At 62.7% G+C, this 24,081-nt stretch carries 26 protein-coding genes and 1 riboswitch; of the genes, 10 read left to right on the top strand and 16 right to left on the bottom strand.

The window, feature by feature from the left end; all coding sequences use genetic code 11:
• Positions 1-10 precede the first annotated feature (10 nt).
• The 5 genes from M622_RS32835 (at position 11) to M622_RS32815 (ending at position 5,672) form a co-directional block, all read left to right on the top strand.
• Positions 11-3,130, top strand: a complete 3,120-nt coding sequence (locus M622_RS32835) for an efflux RND transporter permease subunit (protein WP_021249915.1) — start codon at positions 11-13, stop codon at positions 3,128-3,130.
• Positions 3,131-3,171: 41 nt separating this feature from the next.
• Positions 3,172-3,558, top strand: coding sequence for a hypothetical protein (locus M622_RS32830; protein ID WP_002924856.1), 387 nt, complete (start codon positions 3,172-3,174; stop codon positions 3,556-3,558).
• A gap of 164 nt (positions 3,559-3,722) precedes the next feature.
• A complete protein-coding gene (locus M622_RS32825) occupies positions 3,723-4,124 on the top strand; it encodes an ArsR/SmtB family transcription factor (RefSeq protein WP_021249914.1) in 402 nt (133 codons plus the stop codon).
• 122 nt (positions 4,125-4,246) lie between these two features.
• Complete coding sequence (locus M622_RS32820) at positions 4,247-4,747, top strand: hypothetical protein (RefSeq protein ID WP_002924852.1); 501 nt, start codon at positions 4,247-4,249, stop codon at positions 4,745-4,747.
• 130 nt (positions 4,748-4,877) lie between these two features.
• On the top strand, positions 4,878-5,672 hold the full coding sequence (locus M622_RS32815) for a cation efflux transmembrane domain-containing protein (RefSeq protein WP_002924851.1): 795 nt from the start codon (positions 4,878-4,880) through the stop codon (positions 5,670-5,672).
• A gap of 375 nt (positions 5,673-6,047) precedes the next feature.
• On the opposite strand, the gene M622_RS32810 is transcribed toward M622_RS32815, so the two are convergent.
• From M622_RS32810 to cadR, 6 genes are all read right to left on the bottom strand, one after another.
• Positions 6,048-6,623 (bottom strand): TMEM165/GDT1 family protein, encoded by a 576-nt coding sequence (locus tag M622_RS32810; protein ID WP_002924850.1) that lies wholly within the window; start codon positions 6,621-6,623, stop codon positions 6,048-6,050.
• Positions 6,624-6,626: 3 nt separating this feature from the next.
• Positions 6,627-6,800, bottom strand: a riboswitch (yybP-ykoY riboswitch).
• Positions 6,801-6,944: 144 nt separating this feature from the next.
• A complete protein-coding gene (locus M622_RS32805; RefSeq protein WP_002924849.1) occupies positions 6,945-7,283 on the bottom strand; it encodes a YnfA family protein in 339 nt (112 codons plus the stop codon).
• Positions 7,280-7,936, bottom strand: a complete 657-nt coding sequence (locus M622_RS32800) for a DsbA family protein (RefSeq protein WP_002924848.1) — start codon at positions 7,934-7,936, stop codon at positions 7,280-7,282. The genes M622_RS32805 and M622_RS32800 overlap by 4 nt, the downstream gene beginning before the upstream one ends.
• The gene (locus M622_RS32795) at positions 7,933-8,358 is read right to left on the bottom strand and encodes a disulfide bond formation protein B (RefSeq protein ID WP_174377416.1); all 426 of its coding nucleotides are present in this window, start codon (positions 8,356-8,358) and stop codon (positions 7,933-7,935) included. Before M622_RS32795 ends, M622_RS32800 begins: the two co-directional genes overlap by 4 nt.
• 142 nt (positions 8,359-8,500) lie before the next feature.
• Entirely contained in the window at positions 8,501-8,959 is a 459-nt protein-coding gene (locus M622_RS39740) for a hypothetical protein (protein WP_231570603.1), read from the bottom strand.
• Positions 8,949-9,383, bottom strand: a complete 435-nt coding sequence (gene cadR / locus M622_RS32785) for a Cd(II)/Pb(II)-responsive transcriptional regulator (protein ID WP_002924844.1) — start codon at positions 9,381-9,383, stop codon at positions 8,949-8,951. Before cadR ends, M622_RS39740 begins: the two co-directional genes overlap by 11 nt.
• Before the next feature lie 103 nt (positions 9,384-9,486).
• Here cadR and M622_RS32780 point away from each other — a divergent pair, with 103 nt between their 5' ends.
• From M622_RS32780 to copK (M622_RS32770), 3 genes are all read left to right on the top strand, one after another.
• The gene (locus M622_RS32780) at positions 9,487-10,122 is read left to right on the top strand and encodes a cation efflux transmembrane domain-containing protein (protein ID WP_021249909.1); all 636 of its coding nucleotides are present in this window, start codon (positions 9,487-9,489) and stop codon (positions 10,120-10,122) included.
• A 452-nt stretch (positions 10,123-10,574) separates the two neighbouring features.
• Positions 10,575-10,901: a CzcE family metal-binding protein gene (locus tag M622_RS32775; protein WP_021249908.1), complete on the top strand. Its 327-nt coding sequence runs from the start codon at positions 10,575-10,577 to the stop codon at positions 10,899-10,901.
• 115 nt (positions 10,902-11,016) lie between these two features.
• The gene (gene copK / locus M622_RS32770; protein ID WP_021249907.1) at positions 11,017-11,295 is read left to right on the top strand and encodes a periplasmic Cu(I)/Cu(II)-binding protein CopK; all 279 of its coding nucleotides are present in this window, start codon (positions 11,017-11,019) and stop codon (positions 11,293-11,295) included.
• 45 nt (positions 11,296-11,340) lie between these two features.
• On the opposite strand, the gene M622_RS32765 is transcribed toward copK (M622_RS32770), so the two are convergent.
• The 3 genes from M622_RS32765 to M622_RS32755 all read right to left on the bottom strand — a co-directional run bounded on the left by M622_RS32765 (position 11,341) and on the right by M622_RS32755 (position 13,687).
• Entirely contained in the window at positions 11,341-12,615 is a 1,275-nt protein-coding gene (locus tag M622_RS32765; protein ID WP_157282043.1) for an HD-GYP domain-containing protein, read from the bottom strand.
• A gap of 370 nt (positions 12,616-12,985) precedes the next feature.
• A complete protein-coding gene (locus M622_RS32760; RefSeq protein WP_021249905.1) occupies positions 12,986-13,240 on the bottom strand; it encodes a hypothetical protein in 255 nt (84 codons plus the stop codon).
• A 156-nt stretch (positions 13,241-13,396) separates the two neighbouring features.
• Positions 13,397-13,687: a hypothetical protein gene (locus M622_RS32755; RefSeq protein ID WP_157282040.1), complete on the bottom strand. Its 291-nt coding sequence runs from the start codon at positions 13,685-13,687 to the stop codon at positions 13,397-13,399.
• 319 nt (positions 13,688-14,006) lie between these two features.
• Here M622_RS32755 and M622_RS32750 point away from each other — a divergent pair, with 319 nt between their 5' ends.
• Entirely contained in the window at positions 14,007-14,402 is a 396-nt protein-coding gene (locus tag M622_RS32750; RefSeq protein ID WP_021249903.1) for a CzcE family metal-binding protein, read from the top strand.
• A gap of 112 nt (positions 14,403-14,514) precedes the next feature.
• Complete coding sequence (gene copK, locus M622_RS32745) at positions 14,515-14,793, top strand: periplasmic Cu(I)/Cu(II)-binding protein CopK (RefSeq protein WP_004265708.1); 279 nt, start codon at positions 14,515-14,517, stop codon at positions 14,791-14,793.
• A gap of 223 nt (positions 14,794-15,016) precedes the next feature.
• Here copK (M622_RS32745) and M622_RS32740 read toward each other — a convergent pair whose 3' ends face one another.
• From M622_RS32740 to M622_RS32715, 7 genes are all read right to left on the bottom strand, one after another.
• Positions 15,017-15,646 carry a methyltransferase family protein gene (locus M622_RS32740; RefSeq protein ID WP_012586262.1) on the bottom strand — a complete coding sequence of 210 codons (630 nt, stop codon included), beginning with the start codon at positions 15,644-15,646 and terminating at the stop codon, positions 15,017-15,019.
• Between the two features lie 17 nt (positions 15,647-15,663).
• A complete protein-coding gene (locus M622_RS32735; RefSeq protein WP_021249902.1) occupies positions 15,664-15,918 on the bottom strand; it encodes a DUF2933 domain-containing protein in 255 nt (84 codons plus the stop codon).
• A gap of 117 nt (positions 15,919-16,035) precedes the next feature.
• A complete protein-coding gene (locus M622_RS32730) occupies positions 16,036-18,384 on the bottom strand; it encodes a heavy metal translocating P-type ATPase (protein WP_040830969.1) in 2,349 nt (782 codons plus the stop codon).
• 24 nt (positions 18,385-18,408) lie between these two features.
• The gene (locus tag M622_RS32725) at positions 18,409-18,807 is read right to left on the bottom strand and encodes a c-type cytochrome (RefSeq protein WP_004265696.1); all 399 of its coding nucleotides are present in this window, start codon (positions 18,805-18,807) and stop codon (positions 18,409-18,411) included.
• Between the two features lies 1 nt (position 18,808).
• Entirely contained in the window at positions 18,809-19,057 is a 249-nt protein-coding gene (locus tag M622_RS39730; RefSeq protein WP_012586265.1) for a DUF2933 domain-containing protein, read from the bottom strand.
• Positions 19,058-19,299: 242 nt separating this feature from the next.
• On the bottom strand, positions 19,300-22,539 hold the full coding sequence (locus M622_RS32720; RefSeq protein WP_281168225.1) for an efflux RND transporter permease subunit: 3,240 nt from the start codon (positions 22,537-22,539) through the stop codon (positions 19,300-19,302).
• Position 22,540: 1 nt separating this feature from the next.
• Complete coding sequence (locus tag M622_RS32715; protein WP_021249899.1) at positions 22,541-24,079, bottom strand: efflux RND transporter periplasmic adaptor subunit; 1,539 nt, start codon at positions 24,077-24,079, stop codon at positions 22,541-22,543.
• Positions 24,080-24,081: the final 2 nt, after the last annotated feature.

Here is a 24,081-nt window from a genome sequence, read left to right as displayed (position 1 = left end):
AGTCTATCCGATGTTCAAGTGGCTACTCGACAACAGCCTTGGTAACCGGCTGCTGGTGATTATCGCCAGCCTGGTACTGATGGCCTACGGTGCGTTCACGCTTTCGCGAACACCCGTGGACGTATTTCCGGATCTCAACAAGCCGACGGTCACGATCATGACCGAAGCCGGCGGCATGGCGGCGGAGGAGGTCGAGCAACTCATCACCTTTCCGCTCGAGACCACCATGAATGGTTTGCCCGGCGTGGAGTCAGTGCGCTCTACCTCGAGCTCGGGGCTGTCCTTCATCTACGTGACCTTCGACTGGAGTACCGAGATTTTCCGCGCCCGGCAGATGGTGTCGGAACGCCTCTCAGCCATGGAGGAAGGGTTGCCTGAAGACGTGATTCCGCGCATGGGGCCGATCAGCTCGGTCATGGGCGAGATCATGCAGATCGCGATCCCGATCGACACGGCAAAGATCTCGCCGATGCAGGTCCGAGAGTATGCGGACTGGGTTCTTCGTCCGCGCCTGATGGCGATCCCCGGCATCGCGCAAGTCATCCCGATTGGCGGGGAGGTGCGGCAGTTCCAGGTTCAGCCCGACACCCGCCGTATGGCTGAGCTCGGTGTTTCGTTGGAGCAGTTGGAAGGGGCGATTCGAGGCTTCTCGTCGAACACCTCGGGGGGCTTTCTCGAACTGAACGGGCGCGAATATCTCATCCGCCATCTGGGTCGGACCTCGAGCCTGGAGGATCTGAAGAACCTCGCGATCACTGCGCGAGATGGCCAGCCGATCCTGCTGCGTCAGATCGCATCCGTGACCTTTGCAGCGGCGCCCAAACGGGGGGATGCCGGCTTCGAGGGCAAGCCGGCCGTCATCCTCGGCATTCAGAAGCAGCCTACGGCGGACACCATTCACCTGACTCGCTCGATCGAAACCGCGCTCGAGGAGATGAAGATATCGCTCCCGGCCGGGATGGATGCGCCGGAGGTGACCTTCCGGCAGGCGACTTTCATCGAGGCATCGATCAGCACGCTCAAGGGTAAGCTGATTGGCGCATCGGTGTTCGTTGCAGCAATCCTCTTCTTTTTTCTCGGCACCCTGCGCCCGACGATCATCGCGCTCACCGCGATTCCGGTGTCCATCTTCATGACGGCGTTGGTCTTCAAGTATTTCGGGCAGTCGATCAACACGATGACCCTTGGTGGTCTCGCGATTGCGATTGGCGGCTTGGTCGACGATGCGGTCGTGGGCGTAGAGAACGTGCTGCGCCGATTGAAGGAGGACCGCGCAAAGCATCACGACCATCGGCTTCACCCGATCGAACTCGTGGCGCGCGCAACGATGGAAGTGCGCTCGGCCATCCTTTACGCGACCATCATCATCGTGCTGGTGTTCTTGCCGCTGTTCGCGCTGCCTGGCATGGAGGGGCGGCTGTTCGTGCCGCTCGGCGTGGCGTTCATCGTCTCCACGCTCGCCTCGTTGGTCGTCTCGGTGACCGTGACGCCGGTGCTGTCCTTTTACCTGCTTCCCCGGATGAAGTCCCTCGATCACGGTGACACGCGCTTGCTCGCCTGGCTCAAGGCACGTTATCGCGGGGCGTTGCAGGGGGTGCTCGAGCACCCCAGGGCGGCCGTCACAGCGGGTGCGGTTGCGGTGGCAATTGCTGCCGCTGCGGTACCGTTCTTCCCCACGACCTTTCTGCCGCCGTTCAACGAAGGCACCTTGCTGATCGGCATGCGGCTCAACCCGGGCGTTACCCTGGCGGAGTCGACCGTGCTCGCGCAGCAAGCGGAAGTGCTCGTGAAACAGGTTCCCGAAGTGACGCACGTCGGGCGCCGAAGCGGGCGGGCCGAGCTTGATGAGCATGCGGAAGGTGTCCACGTCAGCGAGCTCGATGTGGGGCTGAAACCCGCCGGTGAGCTGAGCCGCTCGATGGGTGAGATCACCGCAGACATCCGGTCGCGACTGGTCAATCTGCCAGCTGCGATCGCGATCGGGCAACCGATCTCACATCGCATCGACCACATGCTGTCGGGCGTGCGCTCGCAGATTGCGATCAAGATCTTCGGCGAGGATCTCGACACCCTGCGCGGTCAGGCTGACGTATTGCGAACGCGGCTTGCCGCCATTCCGGGGCTCGCCGACCTGGAGATCGAGAAGCAAGTGCTCGCGCCGCAGATCAAGGTGCGGATCGACTATGCGGCCGCTGCCCGTTACGGGGTGCCGGCACCGCAGATTCTGGCCGCGCTGCAAAACCTCGTCGAGGGCGAGAAGGTCACCCAGATCGTCGAGGGTGGTCGACGGTTCGCATTGGTCGTTCGCCTACCGGAAACGGCGCGCTCGGTCGACGGGCTGGCTCAGATCCTGATCGAAACGCCGACCGGACATGTGCCCTTGTCGAAGCTGGCGTCGATCGAGGATGGTGACGGTCCGAACCAAGTGAGCCGAGACGACGGTAAGCGCCGCATCGTGCTCTCGGCCAATGCGCAGCAGCGTCCGCTATCGGAGGTCGTCGAGGACATCCGCGCCGTCGTGGCCGACCTTAAGTTGCCCGAGGGCTACTTCATCACCCTCGGCGGGCAGTTCCAAGCTCAGGAAGAGGCATCCCGTTTGGTCGGGTTGCTTTCGATCGTCTCACTCGTGCTGATGTTCGTCGTGCTCTACAGCCGCTACAAGTCGGTTCGACTCTCGGCGCTCATCATGGCGAACATTCCGCTCGCACTGGTCGGGGCGGTGATTGGACTGTGGATCTCCGGTCAGCCGTTGTCGGTGGCTGCACTCGTCGGCTTCATCACGCTTGCAGGTATTTCGGTGCGAAACGGCATCCTCAAGGTGAGTCATTACCTCAACCTGATGCGTATCGAGGGCGAGAGCTTCGACCACACGATGATCCTGCGGGGCTCGATCGAGCGCCTGTCGCCGGTGCTGATGACCGCACTGGTAACCGCGTTTGCGCTTGCACCGCTGCTGTTCGAGGCCGAGCGCCCGGGTACCGAGATTCTGCATCCGGTGGCCGTGGTGATCTTCTCGGGCCTCATCAGTTCGACCCTGCTGGATACCTTCCTTACCCCTGCAATGTTCTGGCTCTTCGGCCGCCGCGATGCAGAGAGTCTGCTCGACGATCGAAACGCCGAAGCATTCTGACGCTGCTTAACCCGCCTCATGCAAACCAGAAAGGAAAACCCATGAAGTTCTCAAAAGTCGTCGCCCTCGCTGCTCTCGTGTCTGTGGGCCCCGCCTTTGCAGCCGACAAGCATGACCATGCTCACGAGCATGAATCGATGCATGGAGGCGTGGTGGTCGAGGTCAAGGATCTCGATCTCGAACTCGTTGCCAAGCCCGAGGTGATCCAGTTGCATCTTCGCGATCACGGCAAGCCTGTTGATGTGGCAAACGGCAGTGCCAAGCTCACGCTGCTGTCTGGCGCAAACAAGCAAGATGTCGAACTCAAGCCTGCAGGTGATCGACTCGAAGCCAAGGGTAGCTTCAAGGTCGGCGCCGGCACCAAACTGGTCGCGGTTGTCACCCTTCCGGGCAAGCCTTCCACCACGGCACGCTTCACACTGAAGTGACTCCGCCCGACCGCCTGCGGCAACGGCGCGCAGGCGGTCACCTCAGGCGCTCGGCGGTAGCAAGATGAAAGCACTGTTGTGAGCTAACCAGCGGCCTGCCCCGCAGATGTTGTTCGCGGCGCAGAAGGCTCAGCGGTTCTGCACGCTTGCACTATGATGCAACTATGCATCTCATCACCGTCAAACTCGAAGAAGTCTTCCAGGCCTTGGCCGACCGGACCCGCATTCGCATCATGCGTCTGCTCGTAGATACTGGCGAAGAGATCTGTCTGTGCGAATTGGTGGACAGCCTCCAAGAGCTGCAATACAAGCTCTCTCGCCACCTTAAAACGCTGCGTCAGGCTGGCCTTCTGACCACCATCAAGGATGGCCGCTGGCTCTACCATCGGCTGGTAACCGGCTCGCCGACGATGGGGCCCCTGTCCGATCTGATTCGCTCGGTACCCGATGAAGATGATGTCTTCTCGGGTGATCTTGCACGATTCCGCGAGCGCATCTGCTTGCGCGAAGACGGCCGTTGCCGGGTGGGCATCCAGACTTCTGACTTAGCGACGGGGGCCAGATGAACATCAATCGCCGATGCGCGCCGTTTCCCCCCGCTGCCCGTCCCCGGGCGCAATCCCCAGTGGTCATCGGTCCGTCGTAACAAGACCGTCATGGCCTCCACTTGTGACATAGGAGAAGCGAGATGAAGAACACGATCTTGGCAGCCGCGTTGTCCGCCGTTGTACTTTCGTCCATGCCCGCCCTCGCCCAGCAGGCGCCTGGTGCCGAAGCGAACCTCGAGCCGCCCAACGTGCAGGAGTTCGACAAGCGGATGGCGCAGGCGCAGGAGAACATGAAGAAGATGCAAGAGCAGATGGACAAGATCAACCAGACTCAGGATCCCCAAGCGCGGCAAGAACTACTCCAGGACCACTGGACCACGATGCAGAACAACATGCAACTGATGCACGGCATGTGGGGGCCGGGCGGCGGCATGGGCTGCTGCATGGGCGGCCCGGGGATGGGGTCCGGAATGATGAGGGGCGGACCGATGATGGGATGGGGACATATGGGGGACTACTACTCAAAACTCACCCCGGAACAACAGCAGCAGCGCCAGTACATGATTGATCAATACATGCCGATGCAGCAGATGATGATGGATCACATGATGCGGCACCAGCAGTACATGCAGAGGAGGTGAGCGGTGTTTTCTGCCGGCAAACAGCCCTCGAAGCGCCATGTCGAGCACATCGGGGCGCTCGCTTGGCGCGCGAGTGGCGCGTAGTTTCGACGCATCGCTTCAAGCGACTGTGTTGAGTGAGAGCAGACCCATGCAGCGCAGCAGCTTTAACGTGCCGAAGATGGATTGTCCATCGGAAGAAAACCTCGTTCGCATGGCGCTCCAGGACATGCCGGAGTTGTCATTGTCGTTCGATCTGAAGCAACGTCAGGTCACGGTGCTGCATCGGGCTTCGGCGGACGAAGTCCTGGCGCGCCTGACGCGGCTCGGCCTCGGGGCAGCCCTGCAGAGCAGCGAGGCCGTGCACGATGACGCTGTGCCGTTGCCCGACGCCGGCGACGTCGCTGAATTGAAAGTGCTGCGGATGTTGCTCGGCATCAATGCTGCCATGTTCGTGATCGAGGTCGTGTTGGGCCTGTTGGCGCAGTCGGCCGGTCTGCTGGCTGACTCACTCGACATGTTCGCCGACGCGGCCGTCTACAGCCTGGCGCTCTATGCCGTGGGGCGTGCGGCTCACCTGAAGGTGAAGGCGGCCCACATCGCAGGGTGGCTGCAGCTGGTGCTTGCGCTGGGGGCTCTGTTCGAGGTCGGACGCAGGTTCGTCTTCGGCAGCGAGCCCGTCTCGGCTTTGATGATGGGAGTCGGAGTTGTTGCGCTTGTCGCAAACGTCACGTGCCTTGTGCTCATTTCGCGGCATCGTGATCGCGGCGCGCACATGACTGCAAGCTACATCTTCTCCGCCAACGACGTGCTGGCCAACCTCGGAGTGATCGTCGCGGGTGCCTTGGTCGCATGGACCGGCTCCGCCGTTCCCGACCTTGTCATCGGCGGGATCATCGGCGCAGTTGTGCTCAACGGCGCACGCAGGATTTTGGCTCTCCGATAGCGAGGGCATCGCCGCGCAATCCCGCCAAACGCGTTTCTGCGCACCATCGCACTCCTGCGGCTGCGCACCGGTCGAATGCGAAGCGCAGTTCAGCAACGACAGATAACACCGTTGATCGTGGCGTTGGGGCCAAGAACCGGCCGGATCGATTCGTGCGCCATACCGATTGGTGTCAGCCTCAGCGCACGCTTAGCGTGCGATTTTCTCCGTTTCGTGAGCGGACTCCTAGATCTTCTCCGAAGAGATGTCCATCAGGATGCTCACGAAGCCAAGCACCCAGATGCCCATGGGACTCCCGCCAGCCGCCTTGTGCGTAGGCTTCATGTGCGTTCTGGGCGAGATACGTTTAATTGGCGCAAAGGCTTCCCAGTTGATTTAGAAACCCAAGCCTGCCCCTGCCCCCAAAAGAGTGGCGACGCCGAGGAAGGCGAAGATGGCGGCGGCAATACGGTGCACAAGCTTGACCGGCATCTTGTCGGCGATTTTGTCACCCATGATGACGGCTGGCACATTCGCCACCATCATGCCCAGGGTTGTACCGGCAACGACCGCAATCAGATTCTGATACTGAGCTGCCAGCGCTACAGTGGCGATCTGCGTCTTGTCACCCATTTCGGCGAGGAAGAATGCAATCAGCGTAGTGGTGAAGACGCCAAGGCGAACCAGCTTCGCTTCATCTTCGTCGAATTTGTCCGGTATCAGAGTCCAGCCGGCCATTGCGATAAATGAAATGCCGAGCATCCAGCGAAGCGTCTCCGGTCCCATGAGCGTTGTGATCCATGTCCCCACTGCGCCTGCGAAGCCGTGATTGGCCAGAGTGGCGACAAAGATGCCGAAAACAATCGGCACCGGCTTACGGAATTTAGCTGCGAGAATGAACGCGAGGAGCTGGGTTTTGTCACCGATTTCGGCGAGCGCAACGATGCCGGTGGAGATCAGAAAAGCTTCCATACTGGTTTCCTCGGCCGGAATTCGACAAATGACCACGCCACCTCTCCGGCCAGTCGGAAGGTGGTGTGATCAAAGGTCTTGCCAAGCAGAAACCGCTTACGCCATGGTCGAGTGACCAAGTATGTTGACGCAAGCCTCTTCGGGTTGAAGAGAGGCTACTCCCCAATGAACGAGCGGCATTCTATCGATTGACCAGGCGCCCGTCTATCGAGGGCCGTTTCAAGCAGGCCTCCTTCGGATAGAGCGCTTTCTCAAATGACTGCGTCTTGCCGGCCTCAGAGCCCGTTTCGGCAACCTCGGGCAGAAGCAACAATGATACTTTCAGGGAGAGGTGGCCGGTTGCAGCGCAATGATGGCCATGCCGACCAGCGCGACGCCGGCGCCCGCGACATCCCAGCGGGTCAGCGCAACGCCATCCACGACGCGAAGCCACACCAACGCGACCGCGATGTACATGCCGCCGTAAGCGGCATAGGTTCGCCCGGCTGCAGTCGGATGCAGTGTCAGCAGCCAGGCGAAGGCGGCGAGCGACAGCGCTGCGGGCACGAGCAACCATGCACTACGGCTCTGCTTCAACACGAGCCAGGGCAGATAGCAGCCGACGATCTCGGCCACGGCCGTCAAGGCGAACAGGCCGGCGAGCTTGAACAAACCGATCACGGCTGTACTTTCCCCACTTCCTCCGCTACCAGGCGTGCCAACTGCTCGGGGCCGAAGCTCGGCAGGCTGCGTCCATTGACGAAGAAGGTTGGTGTCTTGCTGACCTGCAACGCGGTCAGATCCTCGATGTCCTGCGCGAGCACGGCCTGGATCTCGGGCGTCTCCATGTCCTGCCGGGCGCGTTCCATGTCCAGGCCGGCCCGGGCGGCTGCTTCGAAGGCGATGCCGATGTTGGGCGCCGCGTGGTCGGCCCACTCGGGCTGTGCGGCCAGCAGCGCCTCGAGCACCGGGGTATAGAGTCCCTGCTTGCGCGCAGCCTCGATCAGTTTCACCACCTGGTCCGAGCCCTGATGGAAGGGTGCATAGCGCAGCGCAAGCCGGACCTTGTCCGGATGCTGGGCCATGATCTGCTTGACGATCGGATAGAAGGCGCGGCAGGTCTCGCAGGCGGGATCGAAGAACTCGACGATGGTGACCGGCGCGTTCTGCGGCCCGATGATCGGGGTGTGCATCCGCACGAGGCGGCCTCTTTCCACCGCGACGCGCGTGTCCTGCTCGGCCTGCGTGCGATCACGGTAGGCATCCATGCCGAAGTAGAACGCCACGCCGAGGATCAGCAACACGGCGAGAGCGAGCAGTTTTCGTGTGTTCATTTACGGGTCCTTATCAGATAAATCGTCAGGGCGGCGGCGATGGCGAGGAAGGCCGCCAGCGATAGCCAGGGAATCTGGGTGTCGCCAAGGATGACCAGGGCCTGCTGGCTGCACGAGGGGCCGGTGCCGCACGGCACCCACCACTGTGGCACCCAGCCGGCGATCAGCGCGCTGTGATAGGCGGCCAGCGCGAGACCAGCGAGCGCGAATGGCAGCGCATACACCGCACCGCGCCGGTCCTCGGCGAACACGGCCATGCCCAGAATGAGGGCGAGCGGGAACATGGCGATCCGCTGGTACCAGCACAGCACGCAGGGCGTCATGCCCATCACTTCACCGATGAAGAGCGCGCCCAGCGTGGATACCAGAGCCACGGCCCAGGCGGCCATCAGCCACCACCATTGGGTTCGTTTGTCGTGCATCGAGTCGATCTCGAGGGTTGGTTCCCAGGCTTCGGGAGGGGCGGACGCCACAGGCAGTGCCCGGACGTCCGCAATGGAGCACACCGCCGCTACCGTGCGGCGCGCACTCGAAGAAGAGGGGAAGACAGGGGTGGGCTGCCGCTCAGGCAGCGAGGCGCCACTTGGGGCGTTCAGGCTCGGTGACCAGCGCAGACGCGTTGAAGTCCCGCCCGGCGTCGACGAGGACATGGCCCAGTCCTGTCAATGGCAGACGACCCGCATCGAGCAGTGCAGCGCTCGCAAGGATCTGGCAGAAACCGCAGTCGGCGTGAAGCTGCCCTTTCATCCCTTCATCGCCTTCATCCACCTGACAGGTATGTGGATGGTGGTCGCCGTGGCTGGTCGCGAAACCGGCCGATTCCAAGCAGTACGCCTCCAGGCCCGCCGACGCGAACTGAAGCGGAACGAGCAGCAGGAAGAAAATGGCAAGCCAACGGTGCATGGGCGACGATTTTAACCCCAGCCCGTTGGCTGACGGCGCATATCGCGACCATGAACGTACCGGCGCGCTGGCACCCCACATTGTGGTCACTCCGCCACCGAACCGCAGATCATTGCGCATGCTCATCGTGGCACACACAGACATCCCCCCGCGTCGGCGCCTCAAGCTCATGCAGGATGCCGCATTGCGCCGCACGATCGGGGGCACCGCACTGGCTGCGCAGGGCGACGAGTTGGCGCTCGAGCATTTGCAGGGTGTCGAGACGCGCGCGGACACGGGTGAGTTGGGAGTCGATCAACGCGTCGACCTCAGCACAGTCGGTTGTGGGGTCGTCCACGAAGCGCAGCAGTTGCGCGACGTCGACCAAGGCAATGTCCAGTGCCCGGCAGTGGCGGATGAACGCGAGGCGCTCAAGGTGCCCACCCGCGTAGGCCCGATATCCATTGGGGCTGCGGGAAGGCGCCGGGAGCAGACCGATCCGTTCGTAGTAGCGGATGGTTTCGACCTCGACGTGCGCGGCCTTGGCCAATTCACCGATCTTCATCGCCTGCATCTCCTCATTGCGGCCGCCCAACAGCTTAACCGCTTGACCCTGTAGTGGCTACAGGGTGTGTGATGCACCCCTCGCCCACGTTAAGGAGAAAACCATGGCCGGCTGTTGTTCCCACTCCACCTGCGATGCCAGCGCAGCGAGCCCGCGCTTCCGCCTGGCACTGTGGATTGCATTGATCGTGAATGCGGCGATGTTCCTGGTCGAATTCGTCGCCGGCCTTGCAGTCGGTTCGGTCGCCCTGTGGGCCGACGCCCTCGATTTCGCAGGAGATGCCGCCAACTATGCGCTGTCGCTGACGGTGCTGTCGTGGGGATTGATATGGCGGGCACGCGCGGCCTTGCTCAAGGGCGTGGCGATGGTGCTTTTCGGCGCCGTTGTAATGGCACGCGCCCTGTGGGCCTTCCAGCACGGCGTGACGCCTGAACCGATTACAATGGGCGTGGTCGGCATGCTCGCACTGCTCGCCAACGCAGGGGTGGCGATGCTGTTGTATCGCTTTCGCTCGGGCGACGCGAACATGCGTTCGGTGTGGCTGTGCAGCCGCAACGATGCGATCGGCAATCTCGCGGTGATTCTGGCGGCAGCAGGCGTCTTCGGTACCGGAAGCGCATTGCCGGACCTTGTCGTTGCACTAGTGATGTCCGGGCTCGCGCTGTGGTCGGGGCTTGTCATCGTCGCTCACGCCCGGCGCGACATCGGCGACGCACGACAAGTCCATCAGAAGGGATGAGGACAGCGGAGCGACGTGCTTGAGGCAATGACAGGTTTCGAGGCCCAGCGGCCATCAGGATGGCAGGATTGTGGAGAGGAGGACGGGCAGCTGATGGCCGGGCTGAGACCTTCGCCAGTGATGCGGCAAGCCGACGGCCCCCGTCCGTCTCGACCCGACCCAATCCAGCCGTCGGGCTCTTCGTGGTGCGAACGGCAAGTAACCGAGTGAAGCCGTCACCTCGCATGACATGTTGGGGGACGTGAAATTGGTGCTTCGATCACGCGTCTGCCGTTCGGTCAAGGCCTTGGACTGACGAAACCCGGCCCGCCAACCCTGACCGTACCCTTTCATTCTTATGACTTAAACGTAATTGCCGGGTCACCGACCTGTCAGTAGTCGGCTCCTATGATGGGGTCCATGGTTACTCAAACAAGAGCAGCCAATCTGGACAACTGAACAAGGAGCCAATCATGAAAAGGTCGATCATCGCCGTTCTCGCCGTCTCGGCGATCAGCACCCTTGGATCTTCGGCCGCTTTCGCACAGAGCGAACGTGAGATGGCCGCGTATGGCTACACCAGCAACGCCACCCCCTCACGCACCATTACCGTCAATGCGAGCACTCGCCATATCAACGTGACTCGCCTGGAGACTGTTGCACTGAAGGTCGGTGACAAGACGGTCAACTGGACCTTCGATACCTTGGGAAAGAACAGCTTCCCGCTTTCAAAGATCGTCCCGGGGGCGGATAAGGTGACGGTTTATCTCGAAGAAAACCCTCTGTACAGCGGTTCCTGATAGCGCCAACGTCCCATAGGGACCACGGCAGGTAAGGCATCGGGCAATCTTCGAACGGAGGCGCCCGTTGAGATTCTTAGTTGGATTTTTTAGCAGTTCATTCAAGGAGAAAAGCATGTTGAAGAAAGCATTGATGATCGCGGCACTTGCTGCCGCCACCACGTCGGCCTTCGCAGTTGATGCCGGGACGGTCGAGAAGTCCATTCCCCTGAAAGATGGTTCGACTGTCTACATTTTCAAGGACGGGAAGATGGGCATGGAGGACAAGCTGGGACGTGCGGTGAGGATGAAGCAAGGCGAGGTCATGGAGGCCAAGGATGGTCAGAAGATCATGATGCACGGAGACGAGGTCGTGCGTCTCGACAGCGTTCTCCACAAGGATCACCGTAACTGAAGCTACCGGGGGGTCGATTTCCGAAACGGCTCCTGCGGAGCCGTTTCATTTTTTGAAGCAGCGAAGCCACAAGGGGCGGATTGCTCGGTGCAGGTCGGCCTCGGTTGCCCGGGCTACCTCGCCATGCAATGAGAGAGCAATCCGGTTGAAGGCGTTGACCACATCCGCATCAAAATGCTGCATGGCCTCTCGCTCAAGAATTGCGAGTGCCTCCGAGGGCGAAATCGCCGCCTTGTAGGGCCGAGCCGAGACCAGGGCGTCAAACACGTCCACAACCGCGAATATGCGTGCATGGAGCGATATTTCCTCGCCAGCAAGGCGGTCGGGATACCCCTTCCCGTCAATCCGCTCGTGATGATGACGAATGACCTCCGCTGCGCCCTCAAGCCAATGAATCCCGGCAATGATCTCGAGACCCATCAAGGTATGGGTCTTCATCACTTCGAACTCCTCAGCGGAAAGCCGCCCCGGCTTCTGGAGAATATGATCCGGAATGCCAATCTTTCCAACGTCGTGCAAGAAGGCACCGATGACGAGATGCGGGATCTCGTTCGGGGATACCCCCATCTCCTCCGCAAGCGCCGCTGCGTAGAGCGTGACCCGATAATTGTGGGCGTCCGTGTCGATGTCGCGCTTGGCGATTGACTTTCCCAACGCATGTACGAGGGAGAAGTTTGCATTCATGAGACGGTCGGACAAGGCCGTCGCATGCCCGAACATTGAGAGTAAAAGTGGGTACAAGGCGACCCCGGTCGCAAGCGCCGATACCGCTGCCATCAAGACCCCATTGCGGATCTGTTCCCGCTGATGCAACAGGACTTCCGGGGCGAGACGATAGAAACCCTCAATGTAGCCGACCAATCGGCCGTCGCCGCCTGCCAGTGGCAGAACCACCTGAATCAGGCCGTCCTGCGCTACGCTTATCCAGGTGCGACGACTTTCCCCCATCGGCGGCCATGTGGGTCGGGAAGGTAAGGTCGTCGTCGCGATGCGGTTCGAAGACTCGTCCCAGACCTCGTAAGCCCAATTTCCGCTTTGGTCGAACACGCGAATGCCGATGAAGTGACTGCCGTCGAGGAGGTCACGCAAGTGCTTGTGCCCGGACTCTCCGGGCGACATGGCCTGCATTGCCGGTGACACAAAATGAGCGGCCGCCGCCTCAGCCGTCTCCAGCGCCGCCTGTTCCGCACGGCGTGCCTCGAACATGAAGGCAGCAGCCCCCGCCAGCAAGCAGATGACGAGCACTGCTGCGCCGAGCCGGCGGGCGAGGAGCCAACGCATCTGTTGTGCGGAATTGGGTAGCGGGTCCGTCACGCGCACTTCAAGGGCGCCTTTGTGGAGGGGTAGATGAAATTTCGGCAGAACCGTGGAACCACAACACCGTTACATGCGAGAAAAATGGCTACTCATTCTTGATCAGAATCGCCTTGACAGTGTCGATAGGTCCACCTCCTGCCACATGCCGGCCCGCGCGGGCCTCCACCGAGCCACCGCGGCAACCGTGGTTGCATGTCATGGCCCATCGCTTCATCAATACAGACCGGCAATAGCTGAACGGTATCGTCTTGATGTCGCATCCAACCGCCGCAGCAAGCAGACGGCAAGTGCAACGATCACCGTGTACATCAGAAATGCGTGGAGTCACAGCAACAAACGCCCCCTCGAATGTGCCACGCCACTTTGTACGGGGTCATTTCCCGTCCCGCGGGTGGTAGTGCTTGGGCTTGGCTCTCGCGGCCATGCCATCATCGCCCTTGGCCTCCGCAGCTTTCGGCCGCACGCCGACTTTCTCCTTTACGTGGGAATGCCGCTTGGCGTCCGTCGAGTCAGCCTTTTCGACTTGTTCGGATTTGGCTTGGGACTCTTCCTCCGCAGTCGCCGCGATGGAATTGAACGAGAGCATGGCAAACGCCGCCAGGACCGCAAGAAGGGATTTCGATTTCATGGCATTTCTCCAATGAGCCGCAAAGAGTGACGGCAGGAACGTTGCGAGGGGATTCGTACAGAATTCTCTCGATGAATGTCCGTCCTAACGAGACCACGACCATGGTCTTTCGTATCTGTCAGATACCGTCGGGCCGGGATCGGTAGGCCGGGCACGCTACTTGAAGGTGAAGGATTTTCTTACCGCCTCACGCTGGAATTCGATGACGCACGCAGCCATCGACGCCCAACTGTCCAGACCGATTCGGCCAGCTGCGTTGATGAATCCAATGGTTTCGCCACGCAGGAGGGCGTCAAAGTCGGACTCGACCTGCGCGAGAAGCGCACGGGCAGAACGCATGCTCTCTTCGGTGAGTCGCTCACAGCACCCCAAGACAAGATTGGAGTGTTGCATGATCGCGCCAAGCTGCTGTTGGCCAGTGATTATCATTTGATCTGCTGTGAGCATCTTCCTCTCCCTCTTTCGCGTCGCCCGCGCCCTTCAACTAGTTTCAGAACGCTACGATGGGAAAAGTATAGTTTTGTCACGCTGACGCGAGCATATCCGTGCGATTACATTGACGTAATCTACGAGTCACCGGCCGGTCGGAAGGAGGCGCCGTCGAGGGTTGATATTCCGACTCATCCAACCCTGATAATCTGATTACATCTTCATGACCGAACTGTAATTGCCGGGTCACCGAGCTGTCAGTAGTCGGCTCCTATGATGAGGTCCATGGTTACTCAAGCACGAGCAGCCAATCTGGACAACCGGACAAGGAGCCATCATGAAAAAGTCGATCATCGCCGTCCTCGCCGTCTCGGCCATCAGCAGCCTTGGATCTTCCGCTGCGTTCGCACACGAAGACTATTCCAAACGCGGTACGTTGCACTGGCTCGAGCATGTCCAGGCACGCGCTTCAAGCCCGACCGAGCGAGAGCTGGCCACGTATGGCTACGCGAGCAACGCCACACCCTCCCGCACCGTGATCGTCAATGCGGACACGCGCTACATCAACGTCACGCGGCTTGAGACGGTTGCCCTGAAGGTCGGTGACAAGACGGTCAACTGGACCTTCGACACCCTCGGCACGAACAGCTTTCCGCTTTCGAAGGTGATCCAAGGCGGCGACAAGGTGACTGTCTATCTCGAAGAAAGCCCGCTTTACCGCAGCGGCTCCTGATAGGACCAAGGTTCCCCAGGAACCGAGGCGGGTAAGGCATCGGGCAAACTTCTATGGAAGAGGCCTGATGCAATGTTCAGCAATTATTTGTAGTTGATTCAAGGAGACGAGCATGTTGAAGAAAGCACTAATGGTCGCGGCACTTGGGATTGCCACCACATCGGCCTTCGCGGTCGATGTCGAGCGGGTCGAAAAGTCCATCCCCATGAAGGATGGCTCGACGGTCTACATCTTCAAGGATGGGAAAATGGGCATGGAGGACAAGATGGGCCGTGCGGTGAGGATGAAACACGGCGAAGTGATGGAGACCAAGGATGGACAGAAGATCATGATGCACGGCGACGAGGTCATGCGTCTCGACAGCATCCTTCGCCACGACACCCGTAACTGATTCGCACGTTTCAGGATGAACTTGCCCCCGGTGTCGATCCCGGGGGCTTTTCTGTCGACCTTTTTCAGGATCGGCGGGTTTGATTGATCAAACTCACTCTGCCCCGCGCGCATGCATGGTGCCCCAAACTCAAAGGCGCCTTGCTTGCAGGCAATGAGGAATCTGCGCGTCGGCATCTCCCTCTACTTCGCAAGCGGCGCTCTGGACCAAACGATCCGTCGAACTACCGCAGGCGAGGAATGAACGCCGGCGTGCGGTCGCGGTATGAGCGATAGGCATCACCGAATGCCTCGATCGCATCGAGTTCTTCCCGGCGGGCGAGCCTGGCGTACACGATCAACAGAACCGGGAACATGATCAGCGTGATCAAGGTCGGCCATTGCAGCAAAAAGCCGAACATGACCAGAACGAAAGCGACGTATTGCGGGTGTCGAATGCGTGCGTACGGGCCACTGTCGGCGACGCGGCGGGTGCGCTGAGCCTCGAGGAGTACGGGCCAGGCCTTTGCCAAGAGCCAGAAGCCACCGACGATGAACACCGTGCTCAAGAGGTGAAACGGGCCGAAGTGCGGGTTACTGCTCCATCCGAACATCACCTCCAAGAGGTGCCCCGAGTCGTGGGCAAAAAAATCGATTCCCGGAAATTTCGAAGACAGCCACCCCGAGAGCAGGTAGATCGTCAACGGAAAGCCGTACATCTCGGTGAAGAGCGCGAGGATGAAGGCCGAGTAAGCGCCCAAGGATCGCCAGTCCTGGCTTGTGCGGGGACGCGTGAAGCTGAATGCGAAGGCGATGAAGAACAGCGAGTTGATGATAACCAGTGACCACAAGCCGTAACTCGACGTCTCACTCATCTCGATCTCCCGTGGCATCACGCATCATGGTTACCTTGGTCTTCAGCCGGCGTTCGTTTTCTCTTGTGGCCGTGACCGCGATGCATGAAGACGTGCATCAGGGGGCACGCAAGCAAGATGAGCCACGGTAGGTAGCCGAGCACATGGAGCCGGTGCTCGGCGATAAGGAGAACGGCCGCCAGTACGACGAAGACCAGAAATACGCGGCGAACCCTTAAGTTCGATTCAGCCCGACCGGATGGACGGGGCTCGGCTTCCGTCTCGGCTTTCATGAGACAGCTCCTTGTGCGCAAACATCGACACGCTGACGCCGGCATGCCTCCCAACGAACGAAGTACCCGTCACGCGGTTCGTCTGCCCAGCTTTCCGGGCTGGCGAATCGAGGACGATCAAATCCTTTTCCGTCCGAGGCGCAACGCGTTACCGACCACCGACACGGAACTCAAGCTCATCGCCAGGGCCGCAATCAGCGGTGAAAGAAGCAGCCCGAACGCCGGATAGAGCACCCCGGCCGCGATCGGCACGCCCGCTGCGTTGTACAGGAAGGCGAACACGAGGTTCTGATGCATGTTGCGCACGGTGGCGACGGAGATGCTGCGTGCGGTGGCGATGCCCCGGAGATCACCCTTGACCAAAGTCAGATGGGCACTGTTCATCGCGACGTCGGTCCCCGTGCCCATCGCGATACCCACATTCGCGCGCGCGAGCGCCGGCGCGTCGTTGATGCCGTCGCCGGCCATGGCGACGATGTGCCCCTCGGCCTGCAGTCTTCCGACCAGATCGTTCTTGTCGGCGGGCTTCACTTCGCCATACACCTCGTCGATGCCCAGGCGGGCACCGACCGCGCGCGCCGTGGTGAGGCCATCGCCCGTGGCCATGATGATCCTGAGCCCGCTCGCCCGCAGCGCATCGAGCGCTTCCGGGGTCGAAGCCTTGATCGGGTCGGCAACGGCGATGAGGCCGACGAGCACGCCCTCTGCGGCGAGGTACATCACGCTTGCGCCCTCAAGGCGCAGAGCCTCGGCGCGTTCCGCGAGCCCGCGCCAATCGATGCGCTCATCGTCCATCAGGGCGGTGTTCCCCAGAACCACACGTTGGCCATCGACTGTACCGCGCACGCCGATGCCGGAAGAGGATTCGAAGGTGTCCGGTGTGCTGAGCGCCAGACCGCGCGCGCGGGCCTCGGTCACGATGGCCTGGGCGAGTGGGTGCTCGCTGCCCTGATCGAGGCTGGCTGCGATGCGAAGCACGTCGGCCTCCGCCCCGCCCGGCGCCGCCACCACACTATGGAAGGCGGGGCGCCCTTCGGTCAGGGTGCCGGTCTTGTCCACGATCAGGGTGTCGACCTTGCGCAGCGACTCGATCGCCGCCGCATCGCGAAACAGCACGCCCTGGGTGGCTGCCTTGCCGGTCGCGACCATCACCGACATCGGCGTGGCCAGGCCCAATGCGCAGGGGCAGGCGATGATCAGCACCGCCACCGCGTTGATGAGGCCGTAGGCCCAGCTCGGCTGGGGTCCGAAGAGTCCCCACACCACGAACGTGGTGAGGGCGATGAGCACGACGACGATGACGAACCAGCCCGCGACGACATCCGCCAGGCGTTGCATCGGCGCGCGCGAACGCTGAGCCTGCGCGACCATCTGCACGATCTGCGACAGCATGGTCTGTGCGCCGATCTTCTCGGCGACCATGACCAGCGCTCCACTGGTGTTGAGCGTGGCGCCGATCACCTTGTCCCCGGGGCGCTTGGTCACCGGGATCGGCTCGCCGGTCAGCATCGATTCATCGACCGCGCTTTCGCCTTCGTCAACGGAACCATCGACGGGCACCTTTTCGCCCGGACGAATACGCAACCGGTCGCCAGGATGGACGTGGGTCAGCGGGATATCCTCTTCGGTGCCATCCGCGCGAATGCGCCGCGCGGTCTTGGGCGCGAGGCCGAGCAGCGCCTTGATCGCGGCGCCGGTCTCCGAGCGCGCCTTCAGCTCCAGCACCTGGCCGAGCAGCGTCAGCGAGATGATCACCGCTGCTGCCTCGAAATACACCGCCACGTGTTCGCCCATGCGGAAAGAGGCCGGAAACACTTCGGGCGCAACCGTAGCGACGACGCTATATAGATAGGCCGCCCCAACTCCCAGTCCAATCAGCGTCCACATGTTCGGGCTGCGGTTGCCGATCGACTGCGCGCAGCGCACGAAGAACGGCCAACCGGACCAGAGCACGACCGGTGTCGCCAGGGCCAGCTCGACCCAGGGGCGCGCCGCACCCAGCATCGGATCGAAGACGCCACCGGACATGGCGATCGCGGTGACGATCACCGTCAGCGGCAGCGTCCACCAGAAGCGGCGGCGGAAATCGACGAGCTCGGGATTGTCCTCATCCTCAAGACCCGGCATCACCGGCTCGAGTGTCATACCGCATTTCGGGCAGGTGCCCGGTCCAATCTGGCGGATCTCCGGATGCATCGGGCAGGTGTACTCCGTGCCGGGCACCGGTGCGGGTTCCGTTGAAGGCTGACTTGTCTCCGGTGCCAGATACCGCGCCGGATCAGTCTCGAACTTGCCTTGGCACTTCGCACTGCAGAACCGGTATTCGTGTCCGGCGTGAATGACCCGATACGGAGAGTCGGGCTTGACGGTCATGCCGCAGACCGGATCGGTATCCTGGCCTGGTGATGCATGATCGTGGCGATGAATGTGGCCAGAATGGCCGCCCTGCGAATGCTCGTGGGTCATGATGCCTCTCCCCGGCGATTGTTGTTATCGAATGCCGACCTTGCGCTGTTCACCACGGATGAATGCCGTGACATGAGCGACCTCGTCCGACGTCAGGCCGGGAACAGGTGCCATGTCGCCGAACTGCCAGTGGTGGGCGCGCACACCGTTCGCTACCGCCAACTGAAAGGCGATATCGGCGTGATGACTGGGTTCGTAGACCTTATGGAGCATGGGCGGCCCCTTGTCCGAGCCCTTGAGGTCGGTCCCATGGCAAGCGGCACAGTGCTGTGCGTAGAGTCCCTTTCCTTGCGCCGGATTGGGCATCAGCCCCGGAGAGGGCTGCGGGATCTTCCAGCCTTGCGCCGCTGCGCTCGAAATCAAGACGCCCGAAAGCGCCGCGATGACGACGCCACGGCCAAGGCACGCCCCTGTCATCGACATCTCAGCGCTTCTCCGAATCGGTGTCGTTGCTGCGGTGCCCGCCGTGATGTCCTCCATGGCCAAACAGGTGCATCAGGGGACACAGCAACAGGATCAGATACACCCAGTTGCCCGACACATGCGCCCAGTGTTCGCGCAACAGGAAGAACAGTGCGATCGCCGCCAGCATCAGGCCGGCGATGACGCCGGGGGAGCGATACCAAGCGACAGATCGAGGGAGTCCAGGATCATGAGCAGGCTTTGTGTTCATGGCTTCATACCTTGCGGGTCGGCGAATGGCGAACGGCTGCGGGCGGCTTCGAGCAGCACGGCGAGAGCGGGGCATCCCGGTGGGCTCGCTCGTTCTCGCGACACCAATTCCTGAAGGATTGCCAGAGGGATTTCAGCCACGCAAGCATCGCACTGCTCCTCGTCACGTTCAGCGGCAGCCTCGGGAACGGGGCCTTGGAAACAGGCTACGCCCCCGATGCTGTCGCGCCGCTGACCGGTGCATTACAAATTCGACACCGTGACCAGCGCCTGCGCGGGTGCTGTCTTGGCGCTGCGGCGCAACTCCCACTGCTTGACCAGCGAATACAGCGCTGGAATCACCGCCAACGTCAGCACCGTCGAGGACACCATGCCGCCGACCATCGGCGCGGCGATGCGGCTCATCACCTCGCTGCCCGTGCCGGTGCTCCACATGATCGGCAGCAGGCCCGCCATGATCGCGACCACGGTCATCATCTTCGGGCGCACACGCTCGACCGCGCCTTCCATGATTGCCTCGTACAGTTCGGCGATGCCGGCCTCGCGGCCCTCGGCCTGGCAGCGCGCCTGCACCTCGCGCCAAGCGTGGTCCAGGTAGATCAGCATGATCACGCCGGTCTCCGCCGCCACCCCTGCCAACGCGATGAAGCCCACCGCCACCGCCACGCTCATCTGGTAGCCCAGCCACCACATCAGCCACACCCCGCCGACCAGCGCGAAGGGCACCGACAGCATCACGATCAGGGTCTCGGTCAGGCGCCGGAAGTTCAGGTAGAGCAGCACGAAGATGAGCGCCAGCGTCACCGGCACCACGATCTTCATCTTCTCCTTGGCACGCTCCATGTTCTCGAACTGGCCGCTCCAGGTGGCGTAATAGCCCTGCGGGAACTCGACCTCCTCGGCCACCGCCTGCTGCGCGCGCTTGACGAAGGCGCCGAGGTCGGCCTCGCGCGTGTCGACATACACATAGGCCGCCAGCAGCGCGTTCTCGGTGCGGATGGCGGGTGCGCCGCGCGTCAGTTTGACCTCGGCCACCTGGCCGAGCGGGATCGGGCCGTTCATCGTCGGCACATAGACGTCGGACGCGAGCCGCACCGGGTCGTCGCGCAGGCCGCGCGCGTAGCGCACCGACACGCCGTAGCGCTCCAGGCCCTCGACCGTGGTCGTCACCATCTCGCCGCCGAGCCCGGTGGCGATCACGTCCTGCACGCTGTCGATGGTGAGCCCGTAGCGCGCGAGCTGGTCGCGGCGCGGCACGATGTCCACGTAGTAGCCGCCGGCCACGCGCTCGGCGTAGGCGCTGCTCGCGCCCGGCACCTTGCGCACGGCGGCTTCCACCGCCTGTGCCACCTTCTCCAGCGTCTCCAGGTCCTTGCCGAACACCTTGACCCCCACCGGGGTGCGGATGCCGGTGCTGAGCATGTCGATGCGGGCCTTGATCGGCATGGTCCACGAGTTGGCCAGGCCGGGGAACTTGAGCGCGGCGTCCATCTCGGCGATCAGCGTGTCGGTGGTCATGCCCGGTCGCCACTGGTCCTGGGGCTTGAGGTTGATGACGGTCTCGAACATCTCGAGCGGCGCCGGATCGGTCGCGGTGTTGGCGCGCCCCGCCTTGCCATAGACAGATTCCACCTCGGGGAAGGTCTTGATGATGCGGTTGGTGGTGGCGAGCAGGCGCCCCGCCTCGGTGACCGACATGCCGGGCAGCGCCGCCGGCATGTAGAACAGCGTGCCCTCGTTGAGGGTCGGCATGAACTCCGAGCCGATCTGGCGCGCGGGGACGATCGTGGCGGCCATCGCCAGCACGGCGAGCACGAGCGTGAGGACCTTGAAGCGCAGCACGCCCTTGATGATCGGCCGGTACAGCCAGATCAGCAGCCGGTTAACCGGGTTCTTCGCCTCGGGCAGGATGCGCCCGCGCACGAAGAACAGCATCAGCACCGGCACCAGGGTCACCGACAGCAGCGCGGCGCCGGCCATGGCGAAGGTCTTGGTGAAGGCGAGCGGCGAGAACAGGCGCCCCTCCTGCCCCTCGAGCACGAACACCGGCAGGAAGGACACGGTGATGATCAGCAGCGAGAAGAACAGCGGCGGTCCGACCTCCTTGCAGGCGAGCACGATCGCAGCGCCGCGCTCCGTCTGGGTCGCACCTGCGGGCAGGCGCTCGATGTGCTTGTGCGCGTTCTCGATCATCACGATCGCGGCATCGACCATCGCCCCGATCGCAATCGCGATGCCGCCCAGGCTCATGATGTTGGAGCCGAGGCCGAGCGAACGCATGGCGATGAAGGCGAACAGGATGCCCAGTGGCAGCGTAATGATCGCCACCAGCGCGCTGCGCACATGGAGCAGAAAGACGATGCACACGGCGGCGACGATCAGGCTCTCCTCGAGCAGCGTCCATTTGAGGTTGCCGATGGCGCGCTCGATCAGTTCCGAGCGGTCATAGACCGGCACGATCTCCGCGCCCGTCGGCAGGCCGGGGGCGATCTCGGCGATCTTGGCCTTGACGTTGGCGATCACGTCGAGTGCGTTCTGGCCGAAGCGCGCCATCACGATGCCCGAGGCCACCTCGCCCTCGCCGTTCAGCTCGGCAATGCCGCGCCGCTCGGCCGGCACCAGCTCGACGCGGGCCACGTCGCCTACGCGCACCGGCGTGCCGCGCTCGGCCTTGAGCACGATGTCGGCGATGTCCTGCACGCTTTGCAGGTAACCCCGGCCGCGCACCATGTATTCCTTCTCGGCGAGCTCCACCACCCGGCCGCCGACGTCGCGGTTGGAGGCGCGGATCGCCTGCGTCACCGCATCGAGCGTGATGCCGTAGCCGGCGAGGCGCAGCGGATCGACGGTGACCTGGTACTCGCGCACGAAGCCGCCGATGCTGGCGACCTCGGACACGCCCTGCGCCTTGGTGAGCTGGTAGCGCACGTACCAGTCCTGCAGGCTGCGCGTGTCGGCCAGGCTCATGTCCTTGCCCAGAACCGCATATTGATAGACCCAGCCCACGCCGGTGGCGTCCGGCCCGATCTGCGGCGCCACGCCCTGCGGCAGGCGGCTCGCTGCGGTACTCAGGTACTCCAGCACGCGCGAGCGTGCCCAGTAGATGTCGGTGCCGTCCTCGAAGATCACATACACATAGGACGCGCCGAACATCGAGAAGCCGCGCACCACCTTCGCGCGCGGCACCGCCAGCATCGAGGTGGTGAGCGGATAGGTGACCTGGTCCTCGACCACCTGCGGCGCCTGCCCGGGGTAGTCGGTGTAGACGATCACCTGCACGTCGGACAGGTCGGGCAGCGCGTCGAGCGGCGTGTGCTTGACCGCATACACGCCACCCCCGATCAGGAACAGCGTGGCCAGCAGTACCAGGAAGACGTTGCGCGCCGACCAGTCGATGACGCGGTCGAGCAGGCCGGGTGCTGCCGGTCTGGCTGCCGCGTCGGTTGGCACGACGTTCGAAGAGTCTGTCACAGGGGCATGCATCTCAGTGCCCCCCGTGACCGCCGGCGCTCGGTGCAGGCGCAGTGCCTGCAACCGGCTCGATCCCGGTGATGATGTACTCGCCTGGCTCACCCGCCTCGAAGACGAACCGCACCGGCGAGCCTGGGGCGATGCTCTTCACCAGCGCCGGATCGGCAATCATGAAGTCCATGGTCATCGCCGGCCACTGGAGGGCCGGGATCTCGCCATGCGTCATCGTCACGCTGCCGCCTTCGGCGTCGAGTGCATCGAACGTCCCTTGCGCTTCGTAACGGGTCGGGCTCGCTTGGGGCTGATCGCCGGCATCGGGCTCGACAAGGTTGGAGAGTGCCGCCTTGAGCTGGCTTTCCGAGTCGATCAGGAAGTTGGCCGAAACCACCACGCGATCGCCCGCCGCCACGCCGTCGAGCACCTCGACCACCTCGCGGCCGCGCTCGCCCAGCTTCACCGGCTGCGGCTTGAAGCGCCCTTCGCCGAGCGCAATCAGCACGACCCGCCGTTCGCCATCGTCGATGATCGCCGAGCTCGGCACGGCGACCCTCGGGGTGGCATCACCTGCCGCCAGCGCGATCTGGGCGAACATGCCTGGGCGCAACAGGCCCTCCGGGTTGTCCAGTTCCAGGCGCACGCGGGTGCTGCGCGTCGCGGCGTCCAGCGTCGGATAGAGATAATCGACTCGCGCCGCGAAGCTGCGACCGGGATAGGCCTCGAGCGCCACCTGCGCGCTCTGACCGACCTGCACGCGAGCGAGATCCTGTTCATACACATCAGCAATGATCCACACCTTCGACAGGTCGGCGATGCGGAACAGTGCGTCTCCCGGCATAAAGCGTCCGCCTTCGATGGCCTCCTTCTCCAGCACCACGCCGCTCGCCGGGGCGTGGAACACCTGGCGCGCACCGGCCTGGCCGGCGACCTGCAGGTTGCGCAGGCGCGCGCGCGTCGCCTCGGCCAGGCGGCGGGCGGATTCGCTCGCCAGCGCATCATGGGCCGCGCTCTGGCTGGCCAGACGCTCGGCAATGCGCAACTCCTCGCCAGTGGATTGCAGCTCTGGACTGTAGGCGGTGAACAGCGGCTGGCCCTTCTTCACCGGGTCGCCGACCGCATTCACATGCAGGCGCTCGATCCAGCCCTCGAAGCGCGGCGCCACCACCACCTGCCTGCGCTCGTCGAGCTCGATCCGGCCGCTGGCGCGCACCGCCGCATCCACGGCGCGCAGCTCAACCTCTGCGGTCTTCACCCCCAGGGTCTGGATGCGCGCCGGACTCACCACCACCGTGCCGCTGTCGTCGGGCTGGTCGTCGGCATAGACCGGGATGTAGTCCATGCCCATCGAGTCCTTCTTCGGCACCGGCGAGGTGTCGGGCAGGCCCATCGGGTTGCGGTAGTAGAGGATCTTGCGTTCGCCGTCGGCCGGGGCTGCGCTATCGCTTTGCGCCTGGCTTTCGGTGATCAGCGGAACTGGATTTCCAGCATTTTGCAGGTGCGCAATCCAGTACCCCGCACCTATGGCAATCGCCACGCCCACAGCGATCGCCGTCATTC

Source organism: Thauera terpenica 58Eu, assembly GCF_000443165.1.
Classification (GTDB): Bacteria; Pseudomonadota; Gammaproteobacteria; order Burkholderiales; family Rhodocyclaceae; genus Thauera; species Thauera terpenica.
Note: the sequence above shows the minus strand (reverse complement) of the source record. Positions and strands in the feature narration are given on the sequence as shown.